Annotated in this window: 14 protein-coding genes and 1 tRNA gene; 3 read left to right on the top strand and 12 right to left on the bottom strand. The window is 42.1% G+C overall.

Annotation, left to right across the window (positions count from 1 at the left end; all coding sequences use genetic code 11):
• Window positions 1–7 precede the first annotated feature (7 nt).
• From ABXT59_RS04830 to ABXT59_RS04785, 10 genes are all read right to left on the bottom strand, one after another.
• Complete coding sequence (locus ABXT59_RS04830) at window positions 8–1,399, bottom strand: aldehyde dehydrogenase family protein (protein ID WP_443638073.1); 1,392 nt, start codon at window positions 1,397–1,399, stop codon at window positions 8–10.
• Window positions 1,400–2,116, bottom strand: coding sequence for an N-formylglutamate amidohydrolase (locus tag ABXT59_RS04825; RefSeq protein WP_443638072.1), 717 nt, complete (start codon window positions 2,114–2,116; stop codon window positions 1,400–1,402).
• Between the two features lie 213 nt (window positions 2,117–2,329).
• Window positions 2,330–3,157 carry an MOSC domain-containing protein gene (locus tag ABXT59_RS04820; protein WP_443638071.1) on the bottom strand — a complete coding sequence of 276 codons (828 nt, stop codon included), beginning with the start codon at window positions 3,155–3,157 and terminating at the stop codon, window positions 2,330–2,332.
• 77 nt (window positions 3,158–3,234) lie between these two features.
• Window positions 3,235–3,921, bottom strand: a complete 687-nt coding sequence (locus ABXT59_RS04815) for a hypothetical protein (protein ID WP_443638070.1) — start codon at window positions 3,919–3,921, stop codon at window positions 3,235–3,237.
• Window positions 3,922–3,929: 8 nt separating this feature from the next.
• A complete protein-coding gene (locus ABXT59_RS04810; RefSeq protein ID WP_443638069.1) occupies window positions 3,930–6,002 on the bottom strand; it encodes an acetate--CoA ligase family protein in 2,073 nt (690 codons plus the stop codon).
• Entirely contained in the window at window positions 5,999–6,820 is an 822-nt protein-coding gene (locus tag ABXT59_RS04805; RefSeq protein WP_443638068.1) for an ABC transporter permease, read from the bottom strand. Before ABXT59_RS04805 ends, ABXT59_RS04810 begins: the two co-directional genes overlap by 4 nt.
• Before the next feature lies 1 nt (window position 6,821).
• A complete protein-coding gene (locus tag ABXT59_RS04800; RefSeq protein WP_443638067.1) occupies window positions 6,822–7,715 on the bottom strand; it encodes an ABC transporter permease in 894 nt (297 codons plus the stop codon).
• A 1-nt stretch (window position 7,716) separates the two neighbouring features.
• A complete protein-coding gene (locus ABXT59_RS04795) occupies window positions 7,717–8,802 on the bottom strand; it encodes an ABC transporter ATP-binding protein (RefSeq protein ID WP_443638066.1) in 1,086 nt (361 codons plus the stop codon).
• Between the two features lie 83 nt (window positions 8,803–8,885).
• Window positions 8,886–9,947: an ABC transporter substrate-binding protein gene (locus ABXT59_RS04790; protein WP_443638065.1), complete on the bottom strand. Its 1,062-nt coding sequence runs from the start codon at window positions 9,945–9,947 to the stop codon at window positions 8,886–8,888.
• 360 nt (window positions 9,948–10,307) lie between these two features.
• Window positions 10,308–11,411: a mandelate racemase/muconate lactonizing enzyme family protein gene (locus tag ABXT59_RS04785; RefSeq protein ID WP_443638064.1), complete on the bottom strand. Its 1,104-nt coding sequence runs from the start codon at window positions 11,409–11,411 to the stop codon at window positions 10,308–10,310.
• A 116-nt stretch (window positions 11,412–11,527) separates the two neighbouring features.
• Here ABXT59_RS04785 and pdxR point away from each other — a divergent pair, with 116 nt between their 5' ends.
• The 3 genes from pdxR (at window position 11,528) to ABXT59_RS04770 (ending at window position 16,072) form a co-directional block, all read left to right on the top strand.
• Window positions 11,528–13,021, top strand: a complete 1,494-nt coding sequence (gene pdxR / locus ABXT59_RS04780) for a MocR-like pyridoxine biosynthesis transcription factor PdxR (RefSeq protein WP_443638063.1) — start codon at window positions 11,528–11,530, stop codon at window positions 13,019–13,021.
• A 127-nt stretch (window positions 13,022–13,148) separates the two neighbouring features.
• On the top strand, window positions 13,149–14,765 hold the full coding sequence (locus tag ABXT59_RS04775; protein ID WP_443638062.1) for a GMC family oxidoreductase: 1,617 nt from the start codon (window positions 13,149–13,151) through the stop codon (window positions 14,763–14,765).
• 20 nt (window positions 14,766–14,785) lie between these two features.
• Entirely contained in the window at window positions 14,786–16,072 is a 1,287-nt protein-coding gene (locus ABXT59_RS04770) for an NAD(P)/FAD-dependent oxidoreductase (RefSeq protein WP_443638061.1), read from the top strand.
• 274 nt (window positions 16,073–16,346) lie between these two features.
• Here the strand turns inward: ABXT59_RS04770 and ABXT59_RS04765 are convergent.
• A tRNA-Val gene (locus ABXT59_RS04765) sits at window positions 16,347–16,423 on the bottom strand.
• Window positions 16,424–16,495: 72 nt separating this feature from the next.
• Window positions 16,496–18,523: an excinuclease ABC subunit UvrB gene (gene uvrB / locus ABXT59_RS04760; RefSeq protein ID WP_443638060.1), complete on the bottom strand. Its 2,028-nt coding sequence runs from the start codon at window positions 18,521–18,523 to the stop codon at window positions 16,496–16,498.
• Window positions 18,524–18,576 lie beyond the last annotated feature (53 nt).

The raw sequence follows: 18,576 nt of genomic DNA, 5'->3' as shown, positions 1-18,576 counted from the left end.
AATCACTCTATAGCTTAATTTTAATATGGTAGGACTTAGGCTGCGTCACGGCTTCAAATCCTAAACTCGATAGGGTGCAGCCTCGTCCAGTATTTTTGACCCCAGTCCAAGCCAACGCAGGATCTAGATAATCACAGCGATTGATAAAAAACGTGCCTGTTTCTATTTGGTCACCCAAAGCCATACCGGTGTCGATATCTTGAGTGAAAATAGCGGCAGTAAGACCTAGATCACTATCATTCATCAAGCCGATGGCTTCTTCATCGTTAGCCACTTTCATAATACCAACCACAGGTCCAAAACTCTCTTCAGTCATCACCCGCATACGGTGATCAACCTGAGTCAGTACCTGAGGCGCCATATAGGGGCTCCCAGGCTGGTCCATAAGAAATGCTTTGGGATTAATATGTGCTACTGCGCCTTGATCAAGGGCTTCAACAATTTGCTGGCGCACAAAGTCAGCAGCCGATGCGCGCACCATGGGACCCAGAGTAGTATTTTGATCATCGGAACGGCCCAAATTAAAAGCTTTGGTTAAGGCAACAAACCCAGATACATAAGCGTCATAAACTGACTCGTGTACGTAAATACGTTCTAAACCACAGCATGATTGTCCAGAATTAAAAAAGGCTCCATCAACGGTGGATTCAATGGCATAGTCCAAATCTGCATCTGCACGGATATAGGCCGGATCTTTGCCACCCAATTCTAGGCCCAAACCTATAAACTGGCCAGCAGCTGCTACTTCAATCTTTCGACCCGCTGCCACCGAACCCGTAAAGGCCACGTGATTGACCTGACCAGATGCCACCAGCGCTTCCGTTGATCGGTGGTCCATGTGTAAGTATTGTAATACACCCTCCGGCAGACCTGCCTGAGCAAAAGCTTGACAGATTCGCTCGGCACACAGGGGCGTTTGGCTAGAGTGTTTTAAAATGACACTGTTGCCTGCCAACAAAGCCGGCACTATGACGTTAATAGGAGTATGTAAGGGGTAGTTCCACGGTGCTATGACTAAGACCACGCCCACTGGTTCTCGGCGAATATAGCGTATAAACCCAGCTTTTTCCTCTTGCTGCAAGGGAGCTAAGGCCATATCAGCATGATCAATCATGTACTCTGCTCGTTCAGCAAAGCTATTCACCTCTCCTGCTGCATACCTAATCGGGCGTCCCATTTGCCAGCATAGCTCTAGAGCAACAGTCTCTTTGTTTGATACAAAAGCTTTCACAGCAGCACGGCACAGGGCTTTACGCTCAGCAAGGGAGCTATGGCGCCATTGTTTTTGTGCCCGACGAGCTAGGTCTAAGGCAAGGTCGACCTGTTTAGGTTGAGCATCATTTCGTTCAAGATAAACGCTACCGTCAATGGGTGATATAACCTGCTGTTTGTTGGACATTTATATTCTCTCTAACGCCAAGACGATGTGTTTAGCAAGATAAGCTGCCATATCTTGCTGTTGTAAAGGTGATGCTATTAGGTCATTACGAATTTCTAACATCACATTAGTTAATCCAAGGGGTAAGGCATGGTGTGTTAATGTATGGGTAACACCATCGGTAGGAGCATACGGCTGATTCCGCTGAATATTAAAGCAACTATCAGTGAGCGCCTGTTGTAAAAATGCATCAGCAAAACGGCTATCTTCATCATGCAACACCCCTATTTCTACTTGCCGCTGCTCGCCTAAAAACACAGGCGTGAAGGAGTGCACCGTGATCAAGAGGGGCATACCCATTAATACCACGCGCTCAGACAAAGCGGCTTCGAAAGGACGGTAATAGTTAGTCACGCGCTGCTGTTTTGATGTCTCTGAGAGATCAACGTTACCAGGGATGATCTGGTTTTCTGATGTCAAAGGCATGGCTGTGGCCGAATCAGGCGGCCGGTTACAATCATAAATCAAGCGTGAAACAGTGGCTGAGATCAAGGGTGCATCAAGTATTTTAGCCATCGCTTCAGCCGTCTCAATGGCACCGGGATCCCAAGCAATATGACTTTGCAATTGTGTCGGAGTCAAACCCAAGTCTTTAAAACGAGCTGGAATAAAATTAGTAGCGTGTTCACACACTAGCAAAATTGGGGCTTGGCCCTCACTATTAAATACCTTTACCAAATCAAACTCCAAAGCTTCATTATTGTGACGTCCAACTTAGCCAAAAAGTCGCCTTGTCACAATACTTAAATCAATACTGAAACTAAATCGACAGGCTAAACAGTCACTGCATTTTATAGAAGCGCAGTAGCGATTGTCTCAACACAAAAGCAAAAACTGTAGGTCGCGAACATAATTGGCCTACAGTAAAACTTTTAATCTATTTCCATTATCCTATTCTAAAATCTCAACCGTATCCCCAACAGCAATAGGACCCGCTAAACACACTGTAAGGTTAATACCAAAACCAACACCACCCGTCTCTAAACGCCGGTATTGTGCCAACGTGCGCAACGGCTCCTGTTGCTTATGCTGGACAAGGGACACAGGATCGATGGTGGTCAATACGCAGCGTTCACAGGGGTAGGATACCTCTAATTCACACGCTCCTATACGAATTTTTTTCCAGTTATCCTCTATATCAGGCGTGTGATTATTGACGACGAGATTAGCACGAAAACGATCCATGCCTATCCTCTTATCTGCGGTCTCATCTGTGGTCTCATCTGTGGTCTCATCTGCGGCAGCATCTAGGCGTTTATTTAAGGCTTCCAGAGAAGCTGTGGTAGTTAATAATAAGGGCTGCGCATCAGCAAAGGATGCCGTTTCAATGGGCGCATCCGAACGTAAATTTGCACTATAAACTAGCTGGCAAGACATCCCCAAATAGTCACTAAGGGCTTCATCTAATGCCGAATTTTGGGGCCAAGCAGGTAATAAACTTTCACCCCAATGCTTTACCATAACCGGTGCACTAGGCTTAGGGACTAAAGGCAGCAGGAAGTCTTGTTGCGGCAAGACAACCCTTAAACTAGAACCTTCAATGTGACTAATGAGATGCAATAAACGAGGGTATTTACGAGAAGTTAACATGTTGTTTTCAGCATCAATCAACATCCAATGCCGATCAAAACCAATACCGGAAGAGAACAAATAACCCGCCTCAATTGATATGGGATGAGTGGACTTGATGGGGTAGGTATTGATCTTTGATAAGTGCATTATGCCTCTCCTTGGTTACACAACATTATGCAGCATTGGGGCTTAAGTCTAGGCGTAAATTAAACATAAAAACACCATTATTTAGGCATAACGATACAGTAATACTTACTTAAATATTCATTACTTTTCCATTTATAAGGGGCTAAGTGAGGAACAAATGCGGCCTGATCTGCCTTGAAATCCTCAGAAATAGTGTTGCTGTCAGAAAGGTTTACACTGCCTTGCAAAAATATCATAAGCTCATACCGATTAAAAGGAGCCACAGCACGTTCAAATGGATCACTATTCCACATGGCAACTAAAAAACGTCCAGTAGTATCCGAATAATATTGATATTTATAGTGTTTGGGAACCAATCCTTGGAACTGACTTGTATCAGCTATGGGGATCTCTTTTACTATATCTGATGGGTCAAGCCGAATAACCCCTATATCCTCCACATTGTGATGAGGTAGAGAGAATTCTTCCTCAAATTTCATGTAGTAGGTTTTTGTATTACCTGTTTGCTCATGGCGGCATATTAGCCCCTTTGGTATCACAAAAGTTTGCCCCGCACAGATGCTTTCTTTGTGTCCATTTTTTAATATAATACTTAGAGAACCTTTCAAAACATGCACGAACTCATCACATGAAGTTTGTTGCATTGCTGTGCTGCAAGGACCTAAATGACGAAGACCAGCGGTAATCCCATCCATTTTATTTTCAAAATAAATTTTGTCTTCAACCACATGAGGATCAAGCCGCAATATCGAATGTGAATTCATAGTATGTGCTACTTTTTTATTTTCAGCATGACGTCAAGGGCCACTGCTTTTGTTGATGAAATAAGAATTGGATTAATATCCATTTCTTCAATGTAATCAACTAAATCACACGCTAGACGAGAAACATTAGAAGCAGCTTTACACAAAGCATCAAATGCCAACTCTTCCTGTCCTCTATAGCCGGTTAATAGTTTTGTTGCCTTTAACGCTTGAAGTTTTAAGGCTGCATGTTTTGCGCTGAAAGGAGGCATCAGAATCACTTTTTCTTCTAATAGTTCAACCATAATTCCACCTGGAGAAATCATAACAGCAGGGCCAAAATCACGATCATTGACAATTCCAATCATCCATTCAATCTCACCTGACACCATTTGTGCAACAATAACATCTGGCCCCAAAAGGCTACTTAACTCTGTATAAGCGATACGGGCTTGCTCTTTATTAGCAATATTAAGTTTAACTCCACCTACTTCTGTTTTATGAGCTATATTTGCCATAGCGGTTTTCATAACGACCGGGTAGCCTAATTCAAATGCTGCACTGAGGGCGCTCACAACATTATCAACTTGCCTCCATAATGGTGTAGATATGCCATACTCTCCAAGCAGTCGAAACCCTTCACCTTCTCCAATCCAACCTTTACTTTTAATATCTTGGATGATTCTTTTTAAATCTGTGTGTGGTTCATGTTCACACTTTTCCTCGTAGCTGGCATCGCGTTGATTAAGTAAATTTTTAAACGCGATAGTAGCTTCTTTTGTACCTTCAAGAAGTGGAATGTTTTGCTCTGACAGCCTCAAAGCTAAATCTTGATTAAAGGTTAGCGCATAATTTGAAACTGCTGCAATTGGTTTTTGTGTAGCACGCGCAACACTTTTAATTATTTCTTCATGCATCTCATGCAAATAATAATCCTGCCTCCAATCCAATACATACATTACAGCAGCAACATTCTCATCTTGCACTAACGCGTTCGTAGCACATAAAAACGTTTCTTTGGCATTACGTCCTGAACCCCAAGCATCAAGGGGGTTTTCAGCCTTTAACCCGGCAGGTAAGAGTGGTGTAATAGTGCTCTTTGTTGCAGTTGAGAGTTGAGCAAATTCCAAATTTTCATCACTGCAAATATCTACCAGTAACTCTCTCTCCCCACCAGAATCATGAATAGAGGCAATGTGGCCTGAAGCTGCTATCCGGCCCTGAGAAAATAAATGTAAGCTCGCTACCATTTCATCAATTGTTTCAACTAAATGTACACCGTGTGATTTCATAACGGTTGCAAAAACAAGATGCTCTCCCATTTTTGCTCCCGTATGAGACAACGCCATTTGCCTAGACATTTCGGTGCGTCCAACCTTTAATAAAACAACAGGAATATTTTGATCTCTTGCACGTCGAAGTACTGACAGAAAATATTCAGGGTCACGAACAGACTCTAGAAAAAGACCAATAACCTTTGTTGTAGACTGGGAAAGGCTCCAATTTATATAATCAGCCGCAGTAACAGCATATTCAGAACCTGTAGACACCAAAAGGTTAAACCTTAATCGCCGATCATTATGGGCCAATGCACCCATGACTGAACCAGATTGCAAAATTGCTGTAATGGAACCGGCAATAAGCCCTTTAGGAGATGGAAATGGGGTAACACGTAGTCCATGATCGAGATTATGAAAACCCATACTATTGGGCCCACAAAGTAAAATGCCCGCTTCTTTTGCAATAGTTTTTAGACGGTCCTTTAGCGGCAAACCTTGATGCGTTTGTCCATTACAATCAGCAAAAATAGTTACTGCTTTTACTTTATGTTCTATCGCATTTATTAAAGCGTTTTCTAACCTTTCATTAGCAACGGCCAAAACGACGTGTTCTACGGTTTCAGGTAAATCGGATAGTGTGCTATAGAAACGACACCCTAAGCCGTCTGTATATTTGGGATTTACTGGGTATATTTTTCCTTTAAAACTACCAGAGAGTGCCATATTAAGCATAGCTCTACCAAAACTATCCTTAGTGCAAGAGGCTCCAACTAAAGCGATCGAGTTTGGTGCTATTAATGGTCGAATGTCCACACCTTTCATTTAACACCCCTACCTCTTGCAAAAATTTGCGTAACAATAACAAGTGATGAAGAAATAACAATCATAATGGTTGATATTGATGCAATAGTGGGGTCAATTTGATCCCGTAAAGCATTAAACATATTTTTTGTCAAAGTTGAATTGTCACCGCCAGAAACAAACATTGCGATAATAACTTCATCAAACGAGGTCAAAAACGCAAGTAATGCCGCTGTAATAACTGAAAATCTTATTTGTGGAAGCGTCACGGTCATAAAGGCAATAAAGCGTGATGCACCCAAGCTTCTTGCTGCCTGTTCCTGGCCCATGTCATAACTCTTAAAAGCCGATGTCACAACGATAATCACCAACGGAAGTGCAAGAATTGTATGAGCAACCACCAGCCCAAACATTGTATTTACTAGACCAATTTGCACATAAATATAGAATGAGCCAATCGCAATCAAAATGACAGGGATCATAATTGGTGTGATCAACAGCAAATACACAAGCCGCGCAGCTGGATGTGAACACACGTAAAGTCCATATGAAGCCATTACGCCTAGCGGTGTTGCTACTAGCATTGTATATAATCCAGCCTTCAGAGATGTTGCAGTTGCTGACATCCATGAATTCGAATTAAAGTAAAATTCGTACCACCGAAATGACCATTCCTTGGGTGGAAATTCTAGGTATTGTGAAGCTGAAAATGACATTGGAATAACAATCAGGGTTGGCACTACAAGTAAGAACATGATGATAGTTGCTACAACGTAGAGCCATAACCTTTGGCCATGTGTAATTTGAGTTTCAGAAGCAGGTTTGTTAAACCATTTCATTTTAATGCCCCCCACCCAATACATTGTCAAGGCGCATCAACTTCGATGCAACGAAAAGAATCACAAATGTCATCACTAAAAGTACAACGCCCAGAGCGCTAGCAGCACCCCAATCAAAAAATAATTCAATATTATTTGTAATTTGCATTGCTACCATAATAACTTTTCCACCCCCCAATACGGCTGGTGTTACAAAAAAGCCTAAGCTCAAAATAAATACAATCAGTGACCCAGCCAAAAGTCCAGGCATCGAAAGGGGAAAGAAAATTTGCCAAAAAGACTGAGTTGGCGTGGCCCCTAGATTGGATGAGGCTTTGATATAATCTTGAGGTATTGACTTCATAGAAGCATAAAGCGGTAAAATCAAAAATGGCAGCATAATATGCACCATACCTACTAAAGTTCCACTGAGGTTATGTACAAGTTTTAAAGGTTCATCCCAAAATCCAAAATCCATGCCCACTTGATTGACAATGCCCTTGCGTTGCAGAAGAACCAACCATGAATAGGTCCGAACTAGCAGAGAGGTCCAAAATGGCAACAGTACCGATAACATACAGATATTTGCAACCCGTGCAGGCAACTGAGATAAAAAATAAGCTAAGGGGTAACCAATGAGGATACAGATTGCAGTTGTTAATAAACTCACCTTAAACGTCGTTAAAAAAATACGCGCATAAGACTTGCTATCAAGCATTCGCTGGTAGTGTTCTAAAGAAAAATTGCCATCACTACCTATAAATGACAAATAAAACAGCCATCCAACAGGAATCACCATTACAATGAGTATGACCAGTAGAGCTGGAGAAGTAAGCCCCAACAAAGCTCTGCGTTCTTTAGAAGCATAAGTTTTGAGTTCTTTTTCATTCACATGAACGAGTGTTGAGGTAGTCATGTCAATACCCCCCATCTTCTACAATAGTTGTATCACTTTTATGCAGAACAAGTTTGATTTGATCTCCCACATTGATATTATTCTGCGGTTGGCCACTTCTCGTACTCAGTCGCATGCTTATGGTTTCTCCATTGTTTAATAATACGTATATTATTTTAGTTTCGCCCTGATAAACAATTTCACTCACTGTGACATTGAATATATTCGCATTTTCCGCATTCTGCCCATCAACCATAACCATTAAACGTTCTGGCCTAATCATCAGGAGTGAGTCTTGTTGGCTCTCAGGTTGTGCTTCAACTAAGAGCTTTTGGCCATTGAAATAAATATCATCACCTTGGTGCACCACTTTTAAAAATGCAGACTCTCCAATAAATTCAGCCACGAATTTGTTGGCCGGGTAGTCATACAAATCACGAGGTGTTGCACATTGCATTAGTTTTCCATTGTTAATAACAACAATTCGGTCAGACATGGTTAACGCTTCGCGTTGATCATGTGTTACATATACAGTCGTCATTCCAAGTTTTTCATGGAGGTGACGTAATTCAATTTGCATTTTCTCACGCAAATTTTTATCTAAAGCGGAGAGTGGCTCATCCATCAACAGGATACGAGGACCAAATACAATGGCACGAGCTAGAGCAACACGTTGACGCTGCCCACCTGATAGCTGATTAACCCTACGATCGCCAAAGCCAGTAAGTTGAACTGTTTCTAAAGCTTGATTAACACGTTCAGCAATTTCAGGTTTATTTATTTTTCGAAGGCGCAGTGGGTAACCAATATTTTGTGCAACATTCATGTGAGGGAAGAGCGCATAATTCTGAAACATCATGCCAACACCCCGCTGATGCGGCGCTTTAAGCACAACTTCCTCATTACCAAACTTAATACTGCCATGATCAGGCCGTGTAAAACCTGCCAGTGCCATAAGTAAGGTTGTTTTTCCTGAGCCAGAGGGTCCTAAAAGAGTAAGAAACTCACCCTGTTTAATCTCCAAATCAATATGATCCAGTGCATACAAATTACCATAACATTTTGTAATCCCTGAAATTGAGATTGGCAAACCATTAACTTTGGACATGAAAACCATCCCTGAATATTCAAAATAAAAAGGGAGGGGCTTTCTAATTGAAATGCCACTCCCTTTAACTAGCGCTTATAAAACTACTCTGTAAGCATGTTTTGATACATAGCTGCAGCTTGCTGTTCAAACTCTGCATACCACTCCAAAGATACAGGTAATTGAAGTGCAGCATTTTTAGGATGCGAAGGCATCAGGAGGGCCAACTTTTCATCAATCTTACCAATTGCGTAGGCTGCCTTGTTAGTGGGCCCATAGGTAATATGTAATGGCAAGTTAGCTTGAAGCTCGGGCTTGCTGATTTCAGCTAAGAATTTCATAGCCAAATCTTTGTTTGGAGCTCCTTTTGGAATTGCAAAACAATCATAATCAAGCAAAGCCTGATTAAATGTATAGGCTACTTTGGCACCATCTTTTTTAGCAACATCAAAACGACCATTCCAACCTGTCGTCATGTCAACTTCGCCATCTTTCATTAGCTGGGCGTGCTGAGCACCTGATCCCCAAAACACATCAATGTGCGGCTTCAACTCTCGAATTTTATCGATCGCACGTTGCATACCCGCCTCAGTTGAAAGCACTTCATAGACTTTATCTGCTGGCACACCATCAGCAAGTAGCGCAGGTTCTAGGGCTCCCGCAACTTTACCGCGATATGCACGAGACCCTGGGAATTTTTTGACGTCCCAAAAATCAGCCCACGTTTTAGGGGCATTTGAGCCGTATGTTTCTGTATTCCAAGCCATCACGGTAGAGAAAACGTCACTGCCAACACAAGTATCAGTGTAGAGGGTTGGATAAAAATCAGAAACATCAATAATGCTGTAGTCAAGCTTTTCCAACAAGCCTTCTGCAGCTGCTCGAGCAGCACTGCCTGAACCACTAGATACAATATCTTTTGTAACGGCGCCGGCATTAACCATGAGTCGTACTTCAGACATGCCGCCATAAGTTTCCTGTTTGATATTAATGCCCATAGCCTTGGCACCTGGCACAAACAAAGCCTTACTTTGAGCATCCTGATAGGACCCTCCCCATGAAGCTATTGTCAAATCACCAGCATTAGCTGATGAAGCATACGATGCTGAAAGGGCAATACTACCAGTCGCCATTAAGATCTTTTTGAATAGTTTTAGCTTACTCATATTTTTCAATTCCTATTATTTTTTCGAATAATCTATGTTGTGAATAACCACCATTATTATTACTTAGCTATTATCCCACTTGAATCCTGCTTTAGAATTAGTCTTTAATAAAGATCCATTTTGACACTTTGACCATACCAATTTTAAAGCTATTCTCATGCTCTGTTTATTTTATATAATAAAGTTTTTAACCAACATATTGACTTTAAAGAGTCCTTTTATTGGGAGTATCCACACTGCCCATTCCAGTGCCGCGATGAAGAGAAGAAGTATGTTTAAATCTATGACAGATTTATTTGCACCTATGCATTCAAATTGTCTATCCAGCTTTTAATAGCAGTCTCGAAAATGTTTTTAACATTACTTAACCTCACTAATCTGATATTTAGATTTTGCTAGCCAAGCAGGATTAATCACAGCGCCCCAGCCTGGAGCGTCCGTCACTGTCGCATTTCCATCTTTAATATCAAAAAGAGAATTAGAGAACAGATCATATTGCCATGGATAATAGTCGTGTCCTTCAATTGAAAACTCAAGGTACTTACCCGCATTAGGGATCGCACGCAGCAAGTGCATGGTAAATAACGTTACCAAGGTTAAATTGGCACAATGAGGTGTAACAAGGATCCCCGCCTCTTCAGCCATTTTTGCAACACGCATCGTGCGTGTTATTCCGCCAAGGTAGCACACATCTGGCTGGATGATATCAACAACACGCTGGTCTATCATTTGATGCCAATTCGCCATTTCACAATCCTGCTCACCACCGGTTACATCAATGGAAAGTGCATTCTTAACTTGGCGCGTTTGATCAAACTCCCAATAGGGGCAAGGCTCCTCGTAGTGAGAAATTCCATAATCCTCAAGTATATGCCCGACTTCTATAGCTCGGTCAGGAGAATAACAGGAGTTAGCGTCAACTAATAAAGAAACGTCACTGCCTAAGGCACGGGCTATAGTAGGGATAATTTCCTCGGTACGACCAGGCCATTCATCTTGATTGCGGCCACACTCAGCTCCAATTCTAAATTTAAATGCATCAAAACCCTGCTCCTCTCTCAAACGAACAAACCTTGCCGCCTCGTTTTGGGGGGTAATATCACGTTTCATGGACGAAGCATAAGCCCGAATAACGCCAGGGGTGCCACCTAAAAGCTCACAAACACTTTTACCCTCACGTTTACCTCGCAAATCCCATAAAGCTGTATCTAAGCCACCTATCGCACGCTTTAGATATGAACCTGGAAACTTGTGTTCCTTTTCAGGAATAATATCAACCAGATAATCAATATCTAAAGAATCTTGGTTTAAGGCATAAGGTGCTACTTGTCGGTGCAGGACCTGTGCTGTTATATCAGCAAAATAAGGCGCAACTTGCCCCCAACCTTGTAAACCGTCTTCTGCGGTTACACACACAAAACAAACGTATTCGTCCGTAAACGTTTCAATTTTTTTAATCAACATGAAACCTCTGATACATCCATTTCAAATAATATTAAAATGATAACAACAATTGGATTGACAGTAAGATCCATTATGTAAAATACTTAGGACCAATTTAAAAAATTAGGCACAGGTTAATGAAACACTCCGGTGGTGCTTTACTATCATCTATCTCAATTAATAGAGATTCAAAACAAAAGATCAGCACTCAAGTATTCATGGGCATACGCAAGATCATCTTAAGCGAAGGCCTTAAAGCTGGAGAGCGACTGCCCGCAAGCAGGACCTTAGCGAATGACCTTAATGTGTCAAGAACAACGATCATCAATGCCGTAGAAAGACTCATTTCAGAAGGATTGCTTGAAGCCCGGTTGGGCGCTGGAACATTTGTCAGTGATATTATGTATGAGGATCGTCCCTCTCTTTTAAAAAAACATCCAAAATCTAATGATGGCAATAAGTCGAATCCTATAAAGCTTTCCAAGGCGATAACTAAAGCATTGCCAAACTTAATTTCACGCGACAAGCTTGCAAAAGAACCTCGTGGCTTTATAACAGGATTGCCGGCACTGAATGAATTTCCAATGTCTCAATGGTTGCGCTTGTCAAGCAAAAATTTGCGTGGAGATCGGAGCAAAATTATGGGATATGGCCACCCCTTTGGTTTAAAAAGACTTCGCATTGCTATTGCATCACACATAAATGCTAGTCGAGGAATACTGTGCGACCCCAAACAAGTTTTTATTACAGGGGGAGCACAGCATGCTTTTCAACTGATTGGCAGTATGTTGCTCAACCCCAATGATAAGGTTTGGATAGAGAATCCTGGTGCTATTGGCGCTCGAAACAGCTTAATTGCTAATGGAGCAAAGCTCATTCCTGTCAATGTAGACAAAGAAGGCATCATCGTAAGTGAAGGGTTGAAACAAGCCCCTGATTTCAAACTAGCTTTTGTCACGCCATCTCACCAGCAGCCATTAAGCGTTGTAATGAGTTTGAGCCGCCGTTTTTCTTTACTTGTAGCTGCTGAAGAGGCAAATGCTTGGATCATTGAGGATGATTATGACAGTGAATTCCACTTTGAAGGCCAGCCTGTCCCAACTTTGAAAAGTGTGGATACAAGTGATCGTGTTATCTATGTAGGCACTTTTTCGAAAAGCATTTTTCCTTCCTTGCGTATTGGTTTTATCATTGCCCCTGTGGGACTAATCGAAACGTTTGAACAAGTTTTTAATTCTTTTCAATCCGGCACAGTAACACACCACCAGGCTGTCATCGCTGATTTTATGGACGAAGGCTATTTCGCCACGCACATACGCAGAATGAGAAGCATTTATGCAGAACGTTATCATTCATTAAAGGATCTATCTGAAGTCTATTTGTCAGAGCATTTAGACATTCAACCAACACAAAGTGGCCTGCATACGGTAGGGTATTTAAAACAAGATGTTAATGAGATAAGTCTGTCTGTTGCGCTTGATAAAAAAGGGATTTCAGCTTTACCATTAAGTAGGTACTGCATCAAGGCAATTGAAAAGAAAGGGTTTACTCTAGGCTTTGGTTCGGTCAACCCTAAGGAAATAAAATCGAGCATTATCATCATGGCTGGTACCTTTAAAGAGCAATTGTAACAAGCTATATTGGTCTGGTGAAATTATTATAATGGTTGTATATTTATAACCAATATTTATTTAATCTTTCCCACTATGTTTTATGAACCATTAGCTATTGCAGCCGAATGGCTAAGAAGGTTATACAATGAATATTTATGATTTCATAATCGTTGGCGCAGGTTCGGCGGGATGTGTATTGGCCAACAGATTATCTGAAAATGGTCAATATAAAGTACTTATCCTTGAAGCTGGCGGCTCAGATCTTTCTCCATGGGTACAAATTCCCATTGGTTATGGCAAGGCTTTTTATGACAAAAAATTGAACTGGATGTATCAAACAGAACCTGTCGAGGGCTTAAACGGTAGGTCTAGTTATTGGCCAAGAGGTAAAGTTCTCGGTGGGTCGAGTTCAATCAATGCCATGGTTTACATCCGAGGACAACAGCAAGACTTTAATGAATGGGAAAACCTTGGTAACGTTGGCTGGGGTTGGGATAGTGTATTCGAGTATTTTAAGAAGTCAGAAAAAAATTCTAATGGAGCCAATAGTTGGCGCGGTGGCGATGGCCCGCTGCACGTGTGTGATGTTTCAAAAGACCTTCACCCTTTATGCCAAAATTTTATAAAAGCGGGTGAAGAGTGTGGCTTGGCTTTTAACCCTGATTTTAATGGCGAGAAACAAGATGGTGTCGGTTATTATCAAAATACCTTGAAAAATGGGATTCGCATGTCAAGCGCACGCGCATACCTTTGGCCTGCGAGAAAAAGGTCAAATGTCACAGTTATGAAACACGCCCTTGCCACTCGCATCTTGTTTAAAAATAAAACTGCTATCGGTATTGAATACAGGCAAAGGGGTAAAACAACAAGAGTATTGGCCAGCAAAGAAGTAATTTTATCAGCGGGTTCGATCAATACTCCACAACTACTAAATTTGTCTGGTGTTGGTGACGTGGTGGCTTTAAAAGATAAAAACATTGAAGTCATTTATGACGCCCCCGCAGTGGGCCAAAACATGCAAGATCATCTGTGTATTGATTTCCTTTATCGATCAAAGGTGCCGACACTCAATCAACAGCTAAATCCATTTTGGGGTAAAGCTTGGTATGGTTTAAAATATATTCTATCACGCAGAGGCCCATTATCCCTTGGTGTTAATCAAGCTGGGGGGTTTGTCACCACCAATGATTCTTTAACTAAACCCAATATGCAACTTTTTTTTTCCCCTGTCAGTTATACCAAAGCTCTTCCTGGTGAGCGCCCTTTGATGAATCCAGACCCTTTCCCCGGTTTTCTATTAAGTGCCCAGCCTACCCGTCCGCGCAGCAGGGGCTATATTGAACTAAAAAATTCAGACCCAAATACACCACCTAGTATTCATCCTAATTATTTTAATGATGAGTTTGATATTCAAGAAATGTTGGAAGGGGCTAAATTTATTCGGAAATTATGTGCGGCCCCATCTTTAACAACAATCATTCAAAAAGAGATTGAACCAGGATTTGCAGCCCAAAGTGATGCCGATCTCATTGAGGATATTAAAAACAGAAGTGTTACAGTTTACCATCCTGTCGGAACATGTCGTATGGGACTTCATGAGAAAGAAAACGTTGTTAATCCGAGACTGAAAGTCCATGGCTTGCATAATTTGCGCATTGTTGATGCATCTATCTTCCCAACATTAATTTCTGGCAACACCAATGCTGCGGTCATCATGGCAGCAGAAAAAGCTTCCGATATGATCCTGCAAGATCACCAATAAGATATCCAAAGAGGCCCTATATGTTTACACAAGATTATAAAGAACAACCTTATTGGTGGGATCAGACTGCTGTATCTACTCAGGAAGAAGTAGAGCTTCCTAAAAAAGTTGATGTGCTGATTATTGGTGCTGGTTACACTGGCCTTCATGCGGCAATCCAGACTGCCCGAGGGTCAAGAAACACTTTAGTTATTGATGCTGAGCACGCTGGCTGGGGGGGTAGTACAAGAAACGGTGGGCAAGTCAGCACCAGCGTTAAACCCAGTTTTTTTGAGCTTGAAAAAAAACATGGTAAGGACATGGCTTTCGCTATTCATTCCGAAGGTAAACAGGCATTACAGTTTACTGGGGACTTCATCAGAGAGGAAGGTCTTGATTGTAGTTACAATGTGGTTGGGCGTTTCCATGCAGCACACAATGTCGCTCAGTATGAAAAACTAGCAAGGGCTGTTGAACAACAAGTTTCTGGACTTGAGAACCACGCCTATATGATTCCAAGAACAGACCAGCGCTCTGAATTAGGTACTGATGTCTATTTTGGTGGAGCCATTTTTCCAAAACACGCGTCAGTCGACCCAGCGGCATATCACAAAGGTTTATTGAATACAGCACTTAGTGCTGGAGCTGTCATTATTTCATACTGTGCAGCCGAAAACATCAACAGAGATAAAAATGGCTTTAGTGTAAAAACGTCTAAAGGTATAGTGCTCGCCGACAAAGTTATTATTGCTACTAACGGTTATACAGGTTCTTTAACCCCACAGTTGCAGCGCAGAGTTATTCCTATTGGTAGTTATGTCATTGCAACCGAGCCTGTAGACAAAGAACTAATGGACCAGCTAATGCCCAAAAACCGCATCGTTAGTGACACCCGCAAAGTAGTCTATTATTATCGCCCCAGTCCTGATCGCAGCCGTATTATATTTGGTGGACGAGTATCCCTTAGAGAGAGCAATCCATGTTTGAGTGGCCCCAAGCTACACAAATCATTATCTCGAATTTTTCCAGAGTTAACACAAACAAGAATCAGTCATTCCTGGATGGGTTATGTGGCTTTTACTTTTGACACCCTTATGCATATTGGAGTTAAAGATGGTCTTTACTATGCTATGGGCTACTGTGGAGCAGGTGCTGGCATGGCTGGGTACCTTGGAATGAGAATTGGACAACAAGCCCTAGGGCTCAAAGAAGGTCACACCGCATTTAATGAGATTGAATTTGAAACGCGCCCTCTATACACAGGAAACCCATGGTTCCTGGCTCCATCTGTACTTTTTTATCAAATCAGGGACCGCTTGAACATTTAATTCAATATCCTGATTTTTGACGATGAGTCAAGGATAAAACTTTCAATAGTAAAAGGTCATCAAAAAGATACTAAAGATAATCAAGGTTTGATTGACTGATCCAGATCCATTGATTAGTAGTTTAAAGTTGAGGAGCGCCCCATTTAAAAGGCTCACAGATACATCCAAACCCATCGCGGCCAAAATGTTTACTGACGGTGGAACATTGCAGCCAAGTAAAAACAAAAACAGTCCCTCGGCATGATCCGTTAGGGGCTGTTTTTGTCACTTAATATGGTAGGACTAGGCGAATTCGAATCGCCGACCTCATCGATGTCAACGATGCGCTCTAACCAACTGAGCTATAGTCCTAGAAACTCTAAGTCGCGAATAATACGGAGTTTGAGTCTTGATTTCAAGCAGTTTATCCGTATTTTGCCCGATTTAACGACTCATCAATTGGCTCTTGAGCTGGTGCAGTTGATCACGATAACGACCCGCTTGTTCAAACTTCAGATCCTTTGAGGCTTCATACATAGCATCTTCTGTTTTGCTAATCAGTTTAGACAACTGCTTACTATTTAAAGACGCGCTATCGGTGGTGTAATCAAGCTGATTTTCCGCCACTTGTTTGCCATTTTTCCCACCTTTATTTTTCCCAGCACCGGGAGTGTAAGCCCCTTCCATAATATCTTGCACTGACTTAATGACGCCTTTGGGTACAATGTTATTAACCCTGTTGTGCTCAATTTGTTTATTCCTACGGCGCTCAGTTTCGTCCATGGCCCTTTGCATCGATCCCGTAATACGCTCAGCATATAGTATGGCCCTGCCATTCAAGTTTCTTGCAGCACGACCAATGGTTTGAATGAGAGAACGTTCTGAACGCAAGAAGCCTTCCTTGTCCGCATCTAAGATAGCCACTAGGGAAACTTCTGGCATGTCTAAACCTTCTCTGAGAAGGTTTATGCCCACCAAGACATCAAATTCACCTAAACGCAAATCACGGATAATTTCCACCCGTTCTACGGTATCAATATCGGAGTGTAAATAGCGCACTCGGATGCCATGTTCGTGCAGGTAATCTGTCAGATCTTCTGCCATACGTTTGGTTAATACAATAGCCAACACTCGCTCATTTTTAGCTGCCGTAATACTAATTTCAGACATCAAGTCATCTACTTGACTCGTCGCTGGGCGGATTTCAATTTGTGGATCGACTAGCCCAGTCGGTCTCACCACCTGCTCAACGACTCTGTCTGTATGATCTTGTTCATACACACTGGGGGTCGCTGAAACAAAAATCTTTTGTGGTGATATACCCTCCCATTCCTCAAATTTCATGGGCCGATTGTCAAGGGCGGTAGGCAATCTGAAGCCATATTGCACTAAGGTTTCTTTTCGAGACCGGTCACCTTTATACATGGCTCCCAGTTGCGGCACACTAACATGGGATTCATCCATAATGAGCAACGCATCAGAGGGTAGGTAATCGAATAAAGTCGGTGGGGGTTCGCCTGGTTTTCGACCAGACAAGTAATGAGAGTAATTCTCTATGCCTGAACAAAAACCTAGTTCTCGGATCATTTCAATATCGTAGCGAGTGCGCTGCTCTAAGCGCTGTTCTTCGACAAGTTTGTTGTGGTCACGGAAGTATTGCAAACGATCTTTGAGTTCCAGCTCAATTTCATCAATGGCCGCCAACAAGGTTTCTCTTGGCGTTACATAATGCGTTTTAGGATATACAGTTAACCTTGGAACCTTGCGCAATATCTGCCCTGTGAGGGGATCAAAGTAGCTGAGACGTTCAATCTCATCGTCAAATAGCTCAATGCGCACCGCTTCTTCGTCTGACTCAGCAGGAAAAATATCAATTACATCCCCTCGCACTCGATAAGTGGCGCGATGGAAGTCCACGTCGTTACGCGTGTATTGCAGCTCAGCAAGACGCCTCACAAGGTCTCGCTGGTCCCACTTGTCACCACGATTTAGGTGTAAAACCATTTTATGGTACAACTCTGGGTCCCCCAAACCATAAATAGCAGACACCGTGGCTACAATAATAGTATCAGAGCGCTCTAACAGGGCCTTGGTGGCCGACAGCCGCATTTGTTCGATGTGTTCATTAATCGATGAATCTTTATCAATAAAGGTATCAGAGGCAGGTACATAGGCTTCAGGTTGGTAATAATCGTAATAAGATACAAAATATTCTACGGAGTTATTAGGAAAAAATTCCTTAAATTCACCATACAACTGAGCCGCCAAGGTTTTATTATGGGCCATCACTATAGTGGGCCGCTGGATTTGATTGATCACTTGGGCAATGGTGTAGGTTTTGCCTGAGCCTGTTACACCAAGTAAGGTTTGCGCAGCTAAGCCTGCCCCTATGCCCTCTACTAGCTCTTTAATGGCTGTAGGCTGGTCGCCTGCAGGTTCAAACTTTGACTTTAATTCAAATTGAGGATTCATTATTTACTTCATTTTGGATTCATTATCTAGGGCCCAGCGTGATACCCTAATGC

It is taken from the genome of Candidatus Njordibacter sp. Uisw_058, assembly GCF_047730065.1.
Lineage (GTDB): Bacteria > Pseudomonadota > Gammaproteobacteria > Pseudomonadales > Balneatricaceae > Njordibacter.
The sequence above is the reverse complement of the archived record's forward strand: the minus strand, read 5'-3'. Positions and strand labels throughout refer to the sequence as shown.

Bases quoted from the DNA above. Each gene is read 5' to 3' on its own strand.
- ABXT59_RS04830 (WP_443638073.1), bottom strand. From the start codon at position 1,399: ATGTCCAACAAACAGCAGGTTATATCACCCATTGACGGTAGCGTTTAT.
- ABXT59_RS04820 (WP_443638071.1), bottom strand. From the start codon at position 3,157: ATGCACTTATCAAAGATCAATACCTACCCCATCAAGTCCACTCATCCC.
- ABXT59_RS04815 (WP_443638070.1), bottom strand. From the start codon at position 3,921: ATGAATTCACATTCGATATTGCGGCTTGATCCTCATGTGGTTGAAGAC.
- ABXT59_RS04810 (WP_443638069.1), bottom strand. From the start codon at position 6,002: ATGAAAGGTGTGGACATTCGACCATTAATAGCACCAAACTCGATCGCT.
- ABXT59_RS04805 (WP_443638068.1), bottom strand. From the start codon at position 6,820: ATGAAATGGTTTAACAAACCTGCTTCTGAAACTCAAATTACACATGGC.
- ABXT59_RS04800 (WP_443638067.1), bottom strand. From the start codon at position 7,715: ATGACTACCTCAACACTCGTTCATGTGAATGAAAAAGAACTCAAAACT.
- ABXT59_RS04795 (WP_443638066.1), bottom strand. From the start codon at position 8,802: ATGTCCAAAGTTAATGGTTTGCCAATCTCAATTTCAGGGATTACAAAA.
- ABXT59_RS04790 (WP_443638065.1), bottom strand. From the start codon at position 9,947: ATGAGTAAGCTAAAACTATTCAAAAAGATCTTAATGGCGACTGGTAGT.
- ABXT59_RS04785 (WP_443638064.1), bottom strand. From the start codon at position 11,411: ATGTTGATTAAAAAAATTGAAACGTTTACGGACGAATACGTTTGTTTT.
- pdxR (WP_443638063.1), top strand. From the start codon at position 11,528: ATGAAACACTCCGGTGGTGCTTTACTATCATCTATCTCAATTAATAGA.
- ABXT59_RS04775 (WP_443638062.1), top strand. From the start codon at position 13,149: ATGAATATTTATGATTTCATAATCGTTGGCGCAGGTTCGGCGGGATGT.
- ABXT59_RS04770 (WP_443638061.1), top strand. From the start codon at position 14,786: ATGTTTACACAAGATTATAAAGAACAACCTTATTGGTGGGATCAGACT.
- uvrB (WP_443638060.1), bottom strand. From the start codon at position 18,523: ATGAATCCTCAATTTGAATTAAAGTCAAAGTTTGAACCTGCAGGCGAC.